The sequence below is a fragment of the Bradyrhizobium sp. Ken64 genome, from assembly GCF_055807555.1.
The window spans coordinates 223863-238673 of the sequence record NZ_JBVVPA010000009.1 but is presented as its reverse complement, the minus strand read 5'-3'; the positions used below and the strand labels follow the sequence as shown (position 1 = coordinate 238673).

Sequence of the window (14811 nt, the reverse complement as noted above, 5' to 3'; positions counted from 1 at the left end):
GTGATGAAGTCGCCGGCCGTGCCGCTGTCCTGGTTGATCGCCGTGATCGCCAGCGCCTCGGACGGAGCTGTGGTGTCAATTGTGACCAATCGACTCGTCGAGTTGATCACCACATCGGCCGAATCTAGGACGCGGACGTCATAAGTAAAGCTCGTACCGTGCGCCAGTGGATCAATAAAACTCCAGGTCGAAGCAGTAGTCTGAGCGACATCACTCCAGTTGACACCGCCATCGCTACTTACCTGAATCCGTTCTCCGGAAAAAATCGCGCCGTTTGTTCCAAGAACAGTCAGATTCTGGCTGCTGGTAACAAAATCTCCATTCAGCTCCGTATCTGGAGCGATCGAAACAAGGGCCAATGGCAATGCAATATCGAGGCTGGCAATCGAAGCAGCGCTCTTGATGGAGTCCGTGACTTCGTAGTTGAAGATGACACGGCCGCTGAACCCGGGGTCCGGCGTGTATCTCCAGGTCTGGTTATCAACTTGGTCCAGACTGCCCCCGCCGTCTCGAATCGAGAGGGAGGAAATCGATAGCGAGGGGCCGTCAACGTCAACCACACCGTTGAGCAACGCGGCCGACGTGACCGTATACGACGCGTCCTGCTGACCGTCCTGCAGAGTTACGGGGTTCGCAACAGGCTTAAAGTCGACAACATTGATGTTTGGCTGCACACTGTTGTGCACAGTCACGTACACCGGGATAGTCACCACCCCGTCGTCAGCCGAAAGCGTTATGACGAACTTCTGAGTGGCGTCTCGACCATAGGACAGCGCGTCGAAGTGGCTTTTTTCTTCGCTGAAAGCCCAGCTAATATTTCCGACAGCGTCGAACTTCGCCGTGAAATTCGGATCTGCATTTCCGAACTGATCTGCAGTGCTTATTTTGACATCCGCGTAGTTGCCCGTAATTGGTATCAGGCCACTCGCTTGCAGCACGCTTGGAGAGCTGATGGTCTCGGTTATGACCGCACTATGTCTCGATGTCGGGTCTGCGAAGAATATACCGCTGTCGCCAGCAAATGCGACGTATTGCCCACCAGCGCTGATGGCCACACCGCCGTTTGACGCGACGCCCGCTCCCTCGGAAACAAGCTTGTAAACGGGGTCGGCAGGCGATGTGACATCGACGATATAGACATCCGCAACTGCGTTGGTGTCAGCGGCCGACAACTTCGCATCACTTGTAAATACTATGAAATGTCCATCCGGACTCAGGACCGGATTGAAGCTGCTTGAAGCGTTAGCAGTGTGAAAGAGAACGGCCTTGCTTTCCAGATCATACAAGTAAATTTCAGAATGGCCTGTTGCGTCTGCGCTCTGATAGGCGATTAGGTGTCCATCAGCACTCAAAGTAGGAAGGGTCGTACCCGCACCGACGGAAGTATCCGCGAGGTGGCTAAACTCCCCCGTTGATAGATCGAAAGAAAAGAGGTGACCTGAGCCGCCAACCGCATTGGAATCGGAATTCCAGAATACGATCACGTGACCATCGGCACTGATGGCAGGTGCCCAGACGGCGCCAGAGCTTCCAACTGCCGCGGGCGCGATTATGCCCTTAATATTCCCCTGCAGACCATATATTGCGATGTCGCCATTTGCTTGTCGGGCAACGATCGTACTGCCGTCACCGTTGACAGCGGGGGCCCGACCAAGAGCGATCTGTGTTTGAACATGATAGTGGGTCGAATCCGAAGGATCTGTTCCGTAGACAAAGACGTAGCTGCTGCTGCCGTTCGAACCTTCGTAGACGATATAGCGGCCATCAGAACTGATCGTGGGTGAACCGTATATCCAACCGCCCGCAGGCGAGGCGATTGTCGTGGTGCTGTTTGCTGCTCGGTCGTAAAAATGAATCGCGCCATCGGGATCGTAGACGACGTCGCCATTGGCACTCATGACAGGCCCGCTGTGATCTCCTGGCCCTGAAGCGATAACGTTCACGTATGCAGGAGTGACCACAAACGGAAGTGAAGTGAGCTTTACCGGAATTACAGAAGGTGCGATTTCTATTTCTGGCGAGACTGACTTTTCGGTTGGAGCAACCGCGTTTATGGTGACTTGGACCGTGGTTGGTGACGTTTCGCCATTCGTCGTCTGAGTGATGATCGTTGCCGCGGGCGAGTGGTATTCAGTACCCGGAGGGTTTAGCGGCGGGCTTCCGGCGAACTTTGTACTATTCGGGCTAGCATTATTATCGTTTTGATGGTCACTATTGTCAGTGTGTTCAGGCAGGTTCGGAAGAATCTGCTTAGCTGCGTCGTAAGTGCTCAGAACCTGCTGAAAAGCGTTGAATTCCCGCGCGACCTGATCCGCCGTCTTGTTAACCTGCTGCGCGATCACCTCGAACGTTGCCGTCGGGGTGAGGGTGAGCGAGGTGCCGTTACTCGTCACGGTCCCGATCAGCACGCCGGCGTTATTGAACACTTCAACGGCGTGCAAGGAATTATCGCGCTGATCAACGACCGAGATCGATACGGTGCCATCGGCCGAAGAGATTTCGAGATTAACTGCTGTCCCTCGGATGCCGATGGAGGCGACCGGCGTTGCCACTCGCATATCACCGGTCTTGGCGACTTGCCCGGCCACGAAGCTGGCCGCGCCTTGCACTAGCGTCAAAAATGCGCTGTTCGATGAGCTACCCGGATCATACGAAAGATCACCAAGTAAGAACCTCGCGTTGGCGGAGAGGTTGAACGTGGAACCGTCGTCGAGCACCAGGCCGATGGTCGAGTTGCTGCCCGTCTGTACAACGTCATTTTGATAGATCACGTCGCCGGTGTTTGCGATGATGGTGACGCCATTGCGAACGATGCTCGCGCTGCCGGACATCTTAACGACGTGCCCGACCACCTTACCCGCGGTACTTTGCGGGTCGGCCTGAGCATAAGCTGTGTAGCCTGTCAGAGCGTCGACTATCGCAGCGCCGAGAGGCGCGCCATCTCGGGAAACGAGCAGCGGGCGAGTATGGCCGTGCCCTTTGAAATAGTCCGCAACTACTACTCGGCTGAGTGCATCCGAGATGATGAGATCTGAGCCGATGCGCTGGTAGTCACCTGAGAATAGGAGGTGGGCATCAAGGACTTGAACAGTCTTGACGGTCGTCGTCTCAGCCCCGTCAAATGTTAGGTGAGTAGCGCCCTCATGCAATACATCTGGAGAAAACTTGCCGCTGTAATTCACGACCGGCCTCGCAAAAAGTTAAAAAATCATAAAAACGTGATAATGTTGCACAGCATTTCTGCCCTTCAAAGGCTTAATCGCTGTTTCCAAGATTGTGGTTGCCACGATCGACATCCCCAGCTCCTTCCGACCACCGGAAATCTACGGGCGTTGCGGTGCTTTGATACCAGTGTCGCCAAGGATGCCTTAGCCCGGCTACGAAGCGGATGGGTGGGACGCACGCGGCTAATAAACCGCTTCATTTTCTTCGCTAGTCAGCTGTCATGAACGACATCGGGCGCGGGCTGAGAAGCGCAACGAGCGTATCGCTACGCCGGGCGTCGATTGGCTGTTGGCACAGCGGGGCTTCGATAACTGACTTATCGTCGATAGGCGTTCAGCGCGTGCGGGGCCGATCAGTAACGCCACCCGCAAGCATTTCGGTGTGCAATCGGTTCGATCATCCCGGTATTGGCGTGGTTCGCTTTTTAGCTTTGAACCTCGTCCCCGATCGAGCGTCTTATGGTAGAAGCCTCCCTAAGCTTCCCCCCACCAGAAAGCGCCGCTTCCCCCAGGCGGGGTTTTCTCTATTGGCGCTGCATCACGCAAGATCTTTTCAAGCGGCCTTTTGGGTTACCACTTTTCCCGCTACAGCAACCTAGATGTGGGCAGGCTTTTGAGGAGGCACGATTGACGGATCCCTAGTGGAATTCACCGCGCAGGACCCTCGTTTAGTTAAGCAGCTTCGTTCCGACGATCCGCGCTACATTCAATCCTGGATCAGGAAGTTCGACCAGCAGAACGGGATCGAGCCTGAAGTCCGTAATAGCGAACCAAGCTGTGACCCCAGAGGTCCCCGCCAGCTTGAACCGGCCGGATCGTCCGGGCGCGCCGCACACCATTGACTACTGCAGATCAGAAGCCGATCCCGAGCATCAGTACGAAATCACGACCACACCGGGGGCCGCCACAGACGGCGGCCCTAGGTACTGCGGCAATACGGGTTATGGGGATCATGTGTCCAGTCACCGCCCGGCGGGGATGCAGGGGCAGGTGGCGCGATGTGAAGGAGCTTGCACCGGTGACCTGCGTTCCGTGATCCGCATCGGCCGGTCCAATGGCAATCATCACGAACGACGCAGAGACCGCTGCAGCAAGCGCCAGCGAGTAAAGCCGCTTCATGTCCACTCCTTATTGCTCCATCAAAGCCCCCCTTAACTCGGCCGGCTTCGATCGTCTCAAAATCCAACGCCGATCATCGTGCTATGACCGCTACCACCGCTGACGATGCTCGGACGTGCGACGGCTTGCTGCCGCGCACGGGGCGCATCGTTTTCGTTCTTCGCGCGCTTGACCGAGTCACGATCCGCCTCGTGGGTCGATGGCTTGCGGCGGGGCTTTTCGTCGTCATCGCTCTTGCGCGACGATGCCGCGGCCGCACCCGGCTTCTCGTTCGCTACGCACACATCGCCCTTTAAGGTTTCGTCGCTCTTGCATTGGATGGGGCAGACCCGGGTACTATGCTTTGTGAGCTCTCCCACCAGTGTCTGGGTCACGCTGATCTTGTCAGGCTCGATCGGCTGGCCTCCGATCGTAAAATAACGGCCAAGCGCGGCCTTGGTCATATCGCTCAGCCTGCCGTCGGGCTTGCCTGTCAGGCAGCCGAGCCGGACTAGTTCGGTCTGAGCCAACGTGACGAGTTGCGGTGAGTTAGGCAGGATCGCCGCCCGTTTCGCAGCCTCGATGTTGAAGCGATCGAGCGCGGCAACGACCACTGGCCCGAGCCGGCCGCAGGTCACCGTCTTCGAGAAGGCGGTGAGATCGTCGACCCCCGTGCCTTCGCTCCCTTTGGCAAGGATCGTGTCGAGCCTGACCTGCTGATCCTTGCAGGCAGCTTCCCTATTCGCAGCGAGTTCGGCCACCTTACGGGCCTGCTCGGCGTCCCGGGCCTGCTTCTCGGCAGCGGCCTTGGCGGCTGCAGCTTCTGCGGCGGCTCGATCTCGGTCAGTCTGTTCGGCCTTCTGTCTGGTCTCCTGTGCCTTGCGTTCGAGCTCGGCGGCCTTGACTTGCCGTTCGGCCTCGGCTGCGGCCGCGCGGCGCTGTTCCTCCAGACGCTTCTTCTCCGTCAAAGTCGTTTCCTTGGCGGCAGCAATCTCCGCCTGCTTTCGTGCTTCATCCGCGTCCCTGGCCTGCTTCTCCGCGGCCGCCTTTAAAGCCGCGGCCTCGGCGGCGGCTCTGTCGCGTTCGAGCTGCGCGGCCTTTCGCGTGGCTTCTTGCGCCTTGCGTTCGGCCTCCGCAGCCTTCACTAGCCGCTCGGCTTCGGCCGCGGCGGCGCGCCGTTCATCATCCTGCCGTTTCTTTTCAGCGGCAGCGGCGACCGCCGTTGCCTTTGCCTTTTCGCCCGCTTCAAACTCGCGGGCACGGCGCTCGTCTTCCTCACGCTTCTTCTGCGCGGCGAGTTCCGCCTTCTCCGCATCCGCCTTGCGCTTCGCCTCCTCGGCGGCTTCCCGTGCGACGCGCGCCTTGTCCTCACGCTCTTGGACCACCCGCTTTAAGAGGCTGATGCGTTGTTGAGCGGTGATCGCGAGCGGCGCATCGGGAAAGCGCTTGATGAAGCGTTGGAGCACGGGGATGTCTGCGCTGTCCTTAATCTTGTCCCACTCAATCTGCTCTTTCGAGGGCAGTGGATCTCGGCTCGGCGGTGGTGTCTGCGGATGTGCGGCGAGCTGCGGCTGAACCCCGAGAGCCTCCATCTGCGCGCGCGCCAACTCTGCGTAGAAGCCGGTCGGATGTGTCGCAAGAAACACTTCCCACGCCCGCTTCGTACCAATCTTCTGAACCAACTCGTAGTCCGCCTTGACGTCGCTCACCGGCGCCTCCCGCGGCACGGCCGGAGCCGGCACCAGCGAAATCGTACCGCCACCGAGGGCACCATAGACATATGGCTCCTGGCGACTGGCCGTCGCTTTCAGGACCTCGTCCCTCACTCGCCCGAACGCGAGGCGAATATCGAGACCTGGCACGGGAAGATTCTTCAGAATCGACGTCGTGAACGGGCTGTGCTCCCCATCTCCGTCGTCCGCCGTCGAGCCCGCCTTCGCGGCGTATGCAATCAGCGTATCGGTCATGGTCGGCTCGACCTTGCCAAGACCGCTGGTGACGGCACGGGTCGCGAGATTTCGCCGCTCGCGCCGCATGGTCGAAACGAACGGATTGTCGCGGCAGGCATCAAGGACGACAAGGCGAAGCCGCTTGGCTCCATCAGCCGAGGAGACGAGGCGCTCCAGCGGGATCGCCTCGTCGTCTGCATCTCTATCGCTGGCGAGCCGTGCGTCTATCGGGATCAGATAGTTGATGCCGCCGATCTCGAGCCCATGCCCGGCATAGTAGACGACAGCGATGTCGGCTTGATCCGCCGTGACCTCGAACTTACGGATGGCACGCTTGAACTCCAGGTTGCCAACGTTGATCAGCGTTTCTACGGCGTCGAATCCGGCCTCTCGGAACATCTTTGCGACCGAGGTCGCATCGCGCGCAGGATTAGGAAGTTGCGGTACCGATTGGTAGGTCGAGTTGCCAACAACCAATGCAACTCGGCGTTCCGCTAAGGCGCGATCCGGCAACAGGACCAGCGTTAGAAAGGTCCCGACGATCATCGCCAACGCTGCGGTTTGCCGCCGGATCATAAAAATTCCGCTGGCAGAGCAGCCAGCCCAAAATACCTAAATCTCTTCAGATTCTATCTTCGCCTTGGTTGACTAGCAATGCTTCGAGGCGATTGCCCACGAAGGTATACCTGCCCCCCGACCTGCGTGATGCGGGTCACAAACAATCTTCTCGAGCCTAGCTTGTCTCTTCCGCAATCGGAGCTTGGCGCACCGAATGGGTCTGTCGCGCAGTGATGCAAATCACACAATCGGCGTTTCACCCCCCTTGCTGCTCTCAGAATGTTGCTGACTGGATACACCGTCAAGAATTCACAGCCTGTCCCAGCCAGACTCCCAACGACAGCATTCCGCCCGCCGATCCCCTGCATTAGGCTGAAGCTAATACTTTCGAATCCGTTTTTTGGGGAACTTAGATGAGCGTTTTCGCTAAATGGATTGGCGCCGCCGGGCTTGCAATGGCTGCCACTACCTTCCTGGGTTCATCTTCAGCAATAGCGCAAAACTGCGGAGCAACGACGCAGACCGGGGTACCCATCAACAACATCGGCACGTTGGCAATTCCGACGAGCTCTGCCAGCGCTTCCATTTCGGCCGCGATCGGCAACGTCAACACCGCGTTCCTTACGCAGCAGGGCAGCGCGTTCGTTTCGGCTCCGGCGAACCCCGCGCCAGACCAGCCCGGCGGTGGTGTCTGGGCGCGAGCGGTCGGTGGCCAGGTCAACATCAGCTCAAGTTCCAGCTCGGTCGGTACCTCGACGCAAGGCGGTGCGGTGTTCAACACCGCTTCGACCAACTGCTCCAATTCGCAGAAGGAGAGCTTTGCCGGTGTTCAAGTCGGCACAGATATCGCGCGGCTCAACTGGAGCGGCTGGAACGTGCACCTAGGCACGACGGCGGGTTATCTCGGCGCAAAGACGAGCGACAACGCTGGATTTGATAACAGCTTCGAAGTGCCCTTCTTCGGCGCCTACGTTGTCGCCACGAAGGGGCGCTTCTTTGCTGACTTGATGGTTCGCCAGGAGTACTACAACATCAAGGTGAACAACGCCGGTTTCGCGTTCGCCAATCAGCCAGTCAATGCGCATGGCTTCTCGATCTCGGCCTCGACTGGATATAACTTTGATCTCGGCGATAATTGGTTCATCGAGCCGTCGGCCGGTTTCATCTACTCCAGGACGTCAGTTGACAACTTCACGGCACCCGGCGTCTCCGGTCCGAACTTCACCGGCATCGCTGGCATCATTCAGACAAACGACGTTGAAAGCGAGATGGGTCGCCTTAGTCTGCGCGGCGGCAGGACGATCGTAACTCCGAACGTCATCTGGCAGCCTTTCGCATCTGCCAGCATCTTCCACGAGTTCGCTGGGAACGTCAGTTCGAACTACACGTCGCTGAACGGTGTGTTCCCCGTCGCCGGCGCTCCGTTCACGTACAATCAGGCTACGACCACCTCGCGCGTAGGCACATACGGCCAGTACTCGCTCGGAATTGCTGGTCAAGTCGTCAACACCGGCTGGCTTGGCTTCGTCCGGGTCGATTATCGAAACGGCTCCAATATCGATGGCTGGACCGGGAATGCCGGCATTCGATATCAGTTCTCCCCGGAGACGATTGCTGCCGCGATCATGCCGACCAAGGCAATTAGAATGGTCAAGGCGCGCCCGGTTGCAATCACTGAGACCAATTGGACTGGCTTCTATGTCGGCGGCTTCTTCGGCGGCTCCGCGGGCCGGACTGATGTGAGGTATGGCGAGCCCGTAACCGACAGCACCCGTCCGTGGGTGAGCGGTATCTTCGGTGGTGGTCAGCTGGGCTATAACTATCAGTTCAGCAGGAACTGGGTCTTCGGTGTTGAGGGCGACATCGGTGCGGCTAACATCCACGGCTCCCGGACTGTCGGCACCAAAGCATTCGGCGCCGGCATGACCTCGGCTTACTTCGTCGCCGAGGACAAGACGAACTGGGTCGCCAGTGCAACCGCTCGCCTCGGCTATGCGTGGGGCCGTACGCTCTGGTACGTCAAGGGCGGCGCTGCCTTCGAAGAGGGCCGCACGACCACGACCTGCTATAATCCCCAGGGCGTGGCAATCGGAAGCGTCTGTAACAACGGGGCGGGCGCATTCGTCGCGAGTGGCACCGGGTTCGGCGTCTCCAGCACGCGCGTGGGCTGGACGATTGGCTATGGCGCCGAGTTCGACCTGGGTAAGAATTGGTCTGCAAAGGCGGAATACGATTACCTGTCGTTCGGGCGCGATCGCGCCCTTGCGTCGGACGGTACGACGATCATGTCGGTCAAGTCAGACAACATCAATCAGGTCAAGGTCGGGCTTAACTATCGCTTCGGGCCCGAAGCGCTCGTTGCCAAGTATTAATCGAGCATAATTACGGCGCGAAAGCCCCGCACGTCCGGGGTTTTTGCTGCTGTGGGGCCGCGACCAGACGACCACCTCTTGCTCGCTGGCGGTGAGCCGGTGCGCTACACTGCGCCGCCGTCGCTGGGAATAGCTCACCAGCGGGTCGCGGTGGCCCTTTGCGGGTATTCCTGAAAATAGGTCGTGTGGCTTGCTTCAGCCGCTCACGGCGTCGGGCCAGTAGTAGCCGAGGGTAGTAACCTTCCGAAAGACAGGTCCGCTCCCCACAAGACCCCTCTCCGGGCGCCTTTCCCGCCGTCCTAACATGAGGCTAGGCTCGCCATCCCTCGGGCGGAGGCATAATCATTCGGAAGTCGGTCTACGATCCTTTGCGCCAGAGCCTGCTGAGCGATAGCCGTCAGGTCATCCGCCTCACCTTTGCTGAAATAGAAGCGATCCTTGGGCGAGAGCTCCCAGCATCAGCATACCGATTTACCGCCTGGTGGAGCAATGAGATCTCGCTGAAGCTGGCGCACAGCCAAGCTAGAGCATGGCTGCATGCAGGCTTGCGGGCGAGGGTTTCGATCAAGAGGCGGGTTGTCGAATTTCATCGAATGCCTTGAAGCATCTCCGTATCTCCCAAAGAGCCCCTGCGCGTCCTTTCCGGAGCGGGTCCGCCCTTGCCTTGCCCTACTCCGACGAACTAGGATCTCATCGCCTTTTATATTCAGGGAGCGTTCGGTGGCCGTAGGTACTGTGAAGTGGTTCAATCCGACGAAGGGCTACGGGTTCATACAGCCCGACAATGGCGGTAAAGACGTCTTCGTTCATATCTCGGCGGTCGAGAAAGCTGGTCTCAGCACACTCAATGAAGGCGCTAAGGTCAGCTATGAGGAACGCGACAACCGCGGCAAGTCGTCAGCTGAAAATCTGCGAGTCGGTTAACACGCCTGTCGCGCCAGCTTGTATGAAGTCGCTCACCGAGTATCTGGATGCGCGGCTAGCGTTGCGCGACTGGCCGCTGACGAGCCCCGTGAGGTTCACGGCGCAGTTGCCTAACCCAGCTGCCTATGGTGCCCCCTGACGCGAAACGCGCCAGCATATGGCCACCCCGTCAAGTCGGCCGTAGAGGCCGTCGTCCTGATGAAACTGATCACGGGCATCGCGGCGGTAGCAGTCTGCGCGGTTGGCCCGAGAAATGAACAAAAGTTTCTAGCGGGCTCCCTTCAAACGGCAAGACGCCGAGCACGTCGTTCATATCCGTGGTCGCACTGATGCGGCATTGACACATTGATCAAATGCTTCGGATCAAACACTGAGTATAACTTTACAGCGTAAGCGTTTGTCGACCCGGTTACGTCGTCTTCAGGCGAAGAGCGGCGAGTTCGGTGGCGAGAATGATTATGACAGCTAGCCGCATAAATCAGCGTTAGGCTGGCGCTTCAACCAATGTTCGGGGTGAGCTCGAAGCAATTGGATTCGACGACTTCGTGTCAGTATGTCGGTGCCGACGGAGAATAAGACAGCTACCGGCTGGGATTCGCCGGCACGCTGACAGTCAAATACCAGTCGAGATTCAAGTTCTGGATCGTCAGAGTGGGCACAACGGCCGCGGGATCGTTGAGCGGGATCACCTTGCGGTCGCCCTGCTTGACCGCGCCGACGATGTCCCCGCGGGGTACCCACGACGCGCGCCAGCGCGACGGCCTCGGCCGCCGGCGCGCGGCTGGCGCCCGCGCCGTTGTAGCCGCGCACCGTGAGGGTCTCGCGGAGCTCGGCCAGCATGCGGCGATGGCTGCCGAAGGCCTTGGCCGGGATCATTGTCTACCTGCCAAAATTGCCTGACACGTAGCGCTTGGCTAAGCTTTTCTCGCGCGGCTCCCAGTCCCGCCCCAAAAGCCGCCGGCCCAGCGATTCCCCAAGAAACGCCCGGGCCGGCGGCCTCTAGGCGGGCTTCCCGTCAATAACCTGGCCGACCTCGGACGCGCCGCCCCTGCTCGCTCGAGCCATCGTTTGGGCAGCCATAGGTCGCGGTAATGCGGTCGATGACCTGGTCGAGCGCGGCGCGGGCGACCTCGAGCGAGCCGACACGGGTTTCAGCGATGCGTGCTGGTCGTCGATGTCGGCCAGAACCGTGTCATAGTGCGCGCGCCCTGACGGCGAGATCGCTCTCGGTCGTTTCGGCGCGGGTCAGCCCGCCGGCAAACCCTGCCAGCTCGAACGGCCGATTGATAAGTGCGGTTCATGTCGATAGCCTCCAACAGTTGCGGATTGCGCTGGCAGCAGCTCCAGGCGCAGTTTCAGACGGGCGAGCGCGACCAGAGCGACGACGCGGTCCATGGCCGCCCTTTCGCCCGTAACCTTGAGAAGTGAGGCTAATCCGAACGTCGACTTGAGACCGGTCGCGCGCGCCGCTACTGCTTGTCGGGCCGGACACGGCTGGTCTTACCCTCAAGTCGATCCCCAAGGACCACGATTTCGACTGTCCGGTATGGGCCGCCAGCGACGCGAGAACTCTGGCCGCCCACCCTTTCTTTTCAAGGATTGTGCGAACATGTCGTTTGAAAATCTTTCCGACCAGTACATCCTCCAGATGTACGAGAGCATCCGCACTCAGGTCCGTGCCGATGCGAGGTCTGGCTTTCGTTTGATGGGCGAACCGGCGAAAGTGCGCGCAGAGGAACTGCGCCAAGAGATCGAGCGCCGTGGACTGCAACTGCAATGCTCGCCGATCGAATGGCCGGAAGGCACCTGAGCTGACTACTTCTTCCCCTAAGGCGCATTGTACTTGCATGCTTCAGCCGCGCGAGAAGGTCAGATTTGCGTTTGCGACAGAACTATCTCGCTGTACATAAAAGCGATCCCGATCCCCTTCGCCGAGCGCCACACAGCTCGACATGGCCGGTCCAATTCCGCCGTCGGAATTCTTAGACTGAATTCGTGCGGAATACCAAGCTGACTTGGTACCTCCAGGACGGCCCTGGTCTCGGAGAGATCACGCACCACGCAACTGAAGGCGCCACCGGGGAATTGGATCAATGCGGCTTTGAAGACGCGGCGCCGGCGTGCTTTGCGGTCTTCCATGACCGCGATATTACGAGGCATAGATCAGAAGTCAAACTGGTTGCGAATAATCATGCGCCAATTCTGGCGGTCACTTAAGGGTGCAGTAGCCACGAGCGGCATGGCGATGAGGCGGCGTCCCTCCGTATTGCGCTGGCGTTGATATGTTCGGGCTAGCGATATCGTGGCACACCGGCTTCGCAATTTTCGCGACCGTCGCGCGACTGAATCCCGTCATATCCTGTATGAAGTTCCAGGAGCGGCCCTCAGCCAGCAGGCTTGCTATCGCTCCATTGCGCTCAGTATCCTTGGGCGGTCCTTGTAACGGCCCTCGGCCTTTCCCGCTGATAATGCTCGATCGCTGGCCCATCCGGTCGCAAGGCTCGTCCATCCTGCCGGGGCGGCACCGCCTGGCCCGCGTTACCCGCAGTAGGTTCTCCCGGACCCCGCGTGATGTGCATCTGCGGCGGGCGCTCGATCCGATTCAGCACAACCTTCGGCAATCACGTCGCTGCGACTTGCGCCCGCGCCTTCGGTTTGGTTGCCGCCGGCTGCTCCAGCCGATCTTCCGTGAGCCCCCGGGCTTCCGAAAATCTGACCAGCAACCGCTCGCTGACCTCTGCCGCGAACTGACAGACCGCGCGTGTTGCCTAACGAGCGTTCCCTTGCCATTCCCTGTGACGAGCTAATGGGAAGCGGCTTTGGGGCATCCAGCTGCCCTGCTCCGCGGCTGTGCGCAGCAGCTGCCCACGAAGCCATTCCGCAGAGCCGCGAAGCAATGCTGAAACAATCCGTATTTAGCGTGGTTCCCAACCAAAATAAGGGATGGCGAGATGTTGAATATGCTTCTGGACGCGATTTACGGTGGCGTTATTTCGGCGTCCATTCCCGGCATGAAGAGTAAGGGAGCGGCTCACTCAAGCGCCCCCGCGAGCAGCGCTGCTTGGCTATCGGAATTGATCCAAGCGCTGGATAAGGTGGATGAGCTTCCCGTCCCCCGTCCATCGGAGATCGACGCATGTCGTGCTCGGCTACGTCGTTCGAACGCGCCCGCTCAGGTGGCGCTCCACTGAGCGTGGTGCGAAGAAGGTTGGCCGAGTGACGGAGCCTATACGAGCAATCCACCCCACTGAGGCGGCGTTAGCGGTTATTCTTCAAGGTGCGGAGTTGCTCGTGAGGCTCTGCTCGGAGGTCTTGTATCATCTCTGCCGTTGGACCAGTGAGGAACTCCCATGCGAGAAGGCACCGCGCCAGCTTGAGTGCTTCTTTTTCGGGTTCGAGATCCATCCGCTTGATACGCCGGCTATAGCCTTTGACTCGTAAGCGATGTTCTCAGGCCATGCGCCAGCGTTTTTGGGTAGCGAGATAGGCGCAGGGTAGCAGTTCGTCGATCTGGCTGGTCGGGTGATCGTTGACGATGCGGGTGATAACGTCGGCGAGATAGGCGTGAGGTTCGACGCCGATGAGCTTGCAGGTTTCGATCAGTGAGGCGATGACGGCCCAGTGGTCGCCGCCGCCGTCCGAGCGAACAGGGCGTTCTTGCGGTTGAGCGCGATTGGGCGGATAGCGCGCTCGACGACGTTGGAATCGATCTCGATGCGGCCGTCGGCAATGAAGCGCGTCAGCCCGTCCTAACGCGACAGCGCATATCGGATAGCCTCCGCGAGTTTGGTCTTCTGGCTAATCAGACTGAGCCTGGCGCGCAGCCAGGGTTCGAACTCGTCGGCGATCGGCCGGCTCTTCTCTTGGCGGACGGCGCGACGCTCGTCGGCGGAGCGGCCGCGGATCTGGGCTTCGATGACGTAGAGCCGGGCGATACGTTCGAGCGCCTCGCTGGCGATCGGTGCGGGACCGGCCGCGGCGAGTTCGTAGAAGCGCCGGCGCACATGGGACCAGCAGAACGCCAGTTCTACGTCACCGCGCTCGGCCAGGACCCGATAGCCGGCATAGCCGTCGACCTGGAGGATGCCGGCAAAACCCGCGAGGTGGACGATCGGCCGTTCGGCCTTGCGATCGGGAGCGTAGACATAGGCCACGGCGGGCGGGTCCGTGCCGCCCCAGGGCCGGTCGTCGCGGGCATAGGCCTGCTGACAGCACGGGCAGGCGTGATCGTCGAGGTCGATCAGCATCTCGACCCGCGGCAGATGCGCCGGCAGCGCTCCTCTGTTCCTGCGGCGCCGTGCGGCTCGGCTCGATCGCTCGGCAGCATTGGCTGCATCGGTTGCGGCATCACTGCTCGCCTCGACCGCTCGACCTCCTCCAGGCCGAGCAGCAACTGGTCCTCGCAGCGTCTCGGCCCGGCGGCCGAAGCGATGACGCTGCAACTCCTTGATGATCTGCTCGAGCCGCGCGGCGCGCGCCCGTTCGGCCAGCAGCATCGCCTTGAGCGTGCCGAGATCGTCCGAAAGCGTGTCGGCCGTCGTCGCCATGATGCGATTACACCATGCATCGCGGCATCCCGCGACCGCGACATGCATACTGATTCACTGTGCCGCAGTTCAACTCGCATGGATCGGCGACGGTGTCTCGCGCGCGGCGTGGACCCGCTTCCAGTCCAATCCTTCGAGC

At 59.8% G+C, this 14811-nt stretch carries 9 protein-coding genes and 2 pseudogenes; 4 read left to right on the top strand and 7 right to left on the bottom strand.

Annotation, left to right across the window (positions count from 1 at the left end):
- The 3 genes from AC0L2F_RS17940 to AC0L2F_RS17930 form a co-directional block, all read right to left on the bottom strand.
- Nucleotides 1-3182: cadherin-like domain-containing protein (locus AC0L2F_RS17940; protein WP_473249275.1), on the bottom strand; the 3182-nt coding region annotated here is incomplete at its 3' end.
- Nucleotides 3183-4076: 894 nt separating this feature from the next.
- The gene (locus AC0L2F_RS17935; RefSeq protein WP_473249273.1) at nucleotides 4077-4343 is read right to left on the bottom strand and encodes a hypothetical protein; all 267 of its coding nucleotides are present in this window, start codon (nucleotides 4341-4343) and stop codon (nucleotides 4077-4079) included.
- A gap of 56 nt (nucleotides 4344-4399) precedes the next feature.
- Nucleotides 4400-6847, bottom strand: a complete 2448-nt coding sequence (locus tag AC0L2F_RS17930) for a caspase family protein (RefSeq protein WP_473249272.1) — start codon at nucleotides 6845-6847, stop codon at nucleotides 4400-4402.
- A 395-nt stretch (nucleotides 6848-7242) separates the two neighbouring features.
- Between AC0L2F_RS17930 and AC0L2F_RS17925 the strand changes: the two genes are divergently transcribed.
- The 3 genes from AC0L2F_RS17925 to AC0L2F_RS17915 all read left to right on the top strand — a co-directional run bounded on the left by AC0L2F_RS17925 (nucleotide 7243) and on the right by AC0L2F_RS17915 (nucleotide 10125).
- Entirely contained in the window at nucleotides 7243-9201 is a 1959-nt protein-coding gene (locus AC0L2F_RS17925; protein WP_473249271.1) for an autotransporter domain-containing protein, read from the top strand.
- A 368-nt stretch (nucleotides 9202-9569) separates the two neighbouring features.
- Nucleotides 9570-9803, top strand: coding sequence for a DUF7662 domain-containing protein (locus AC0L2F_RS17920; RefSeq protein WP_473249270.1), 234 nt, complete (start codon nucleotides 9570-9572; stop codon nucleotides 9801-9803).
- A 118-nt stretch (nucleotides 9804-9921) separates the two neighbouring features.
- On the top strand, nucleotides 9922-10125 hold the full coding sequence (locus tag AC0L2F_RS17915) for a cold-shock protein (protein ID WP_027516248.1): 204 nt from the start codon (nucleotides 9922-9924) through the stop codon (nucleotides 10123-10125).
- Between the two features lie 1245 nt (nucleotides 10126-11370).
- On the opposite strand, the gene AC0L2F_RS17910 is transcribed toward AC0L2F_RS17915, so the two are convergent.
- Complete coding sequence (locus tag AC0L2F_RS17910) at nucleotides 11371-11520, bottom strand: hypothetical protein (RefSeq protein ID WP_473249269.1); 150 nt, start codon at nucleotides 11518-11520, stop codon at nucleotides 11371-11373.
- Between the two features lie 214 nt (nucleotides 11521-11734).
- Here AC0L2F_RS17910 and AC0L2F_RS17905 point away from each other — a divergent pair, with 214 nt between their 5' ends.
- The gene (locus tag AC0L2F_RS17905; protein WP_473249268.1) at nucleotides 11735-11935 is read left to right on the top strand and encodes a hypothetical protein; all 201 of its coding nucleotides are present in this window, start codon (nucleotides 11735-11737) and stop codon (nucleotides 11933-11935) included.
- A 59-nt stretch (nucleotides 11936-11994) separates the two neighbouring features.
- On the opposite strand, the gene AC0L2F_RS17900 is transcribed toward AC0L2F_RS17905, so the two are convergent.
- From AC0L2F_RS17900 to AC0L2F_RS17890, 3 genes and pseudogenes are all read right to left on the bottom strand, one after another.
- Nucleotides 11995-12264, bottom strand: coding sequence for a PilZ domain-containing protein (locus AC0L2F_RS17900; RefSeq protein ID WP_473249267.1), 270 nt, complete (start codon nucleotides 12262-12264; stop codon nucleotides 11995-11997).
- A gap of 1311 nt (nucleotides 12265-13575) precedes the next feature.
- Nucleotides 13576-14327, bottom strand: a pseudogene (gene tnpC / locus AC0L2F_RS17895) (IS66 family transposase); the annotation flags it as partial.
- A 105-nt stretch (nucleotides 14328-14432) separates the two neighbouring features.
- Nucleotides 14433-14621, bottom strand: a pseudogene (locus tag AC0L2F_RS17890) (IS66 family transposase); the annotation flags it as partial.
- Between the last annotated feature and the right edge of the window lie 190 nt (nucleotides 14622-14811).

Coding starts and splice junctions, on each gene's coding strand:
- AC0L2F_RS17935 (WP_473249273.1), bottom strand. CDS start 4,343: ATGAAGCGGCTTTACTCGCTGGCGCTTGCTGCAGCGGTCTCTGCGTCG.
- AC0L2F_RS17930 (WP_473249272.1), bottom strand. CDS start 6,847: ATGATCCGGCGGCAAACCGCAGCGTTGGCGATGATCGTCGGGACCTTT.
- AC0L2F_RS17925 (WP_473249271.1), top strand. CDS start 7,243: ATGAGCGTTTTCGCTAAATGGATTGGCGCCGCCGGGCTTGCAATGGCT.
- AC0L2F_RS17910 (WP_473249269.1), bottom strand. CDS start 11,520: ATGGACCGCGTCGTCGCTCTGGTCGCGCTCGCCCGTCTGAAACTGCGC.
- AC0L2F_RS17905 (WP_473249268.1), top strand. CDS start 11,735: ATGTCGTTTGAAAATCTTTCCGACCAGTACATCCTCCAGATGTACGAG.
- AC0L2F_RS17900 (WP_473249267.1), bottom strand. CDS start 12,264: ATGGAAGACCGCAAAGCACGCCGGCGCCGCGTCTTCAAAGCCGCATTG.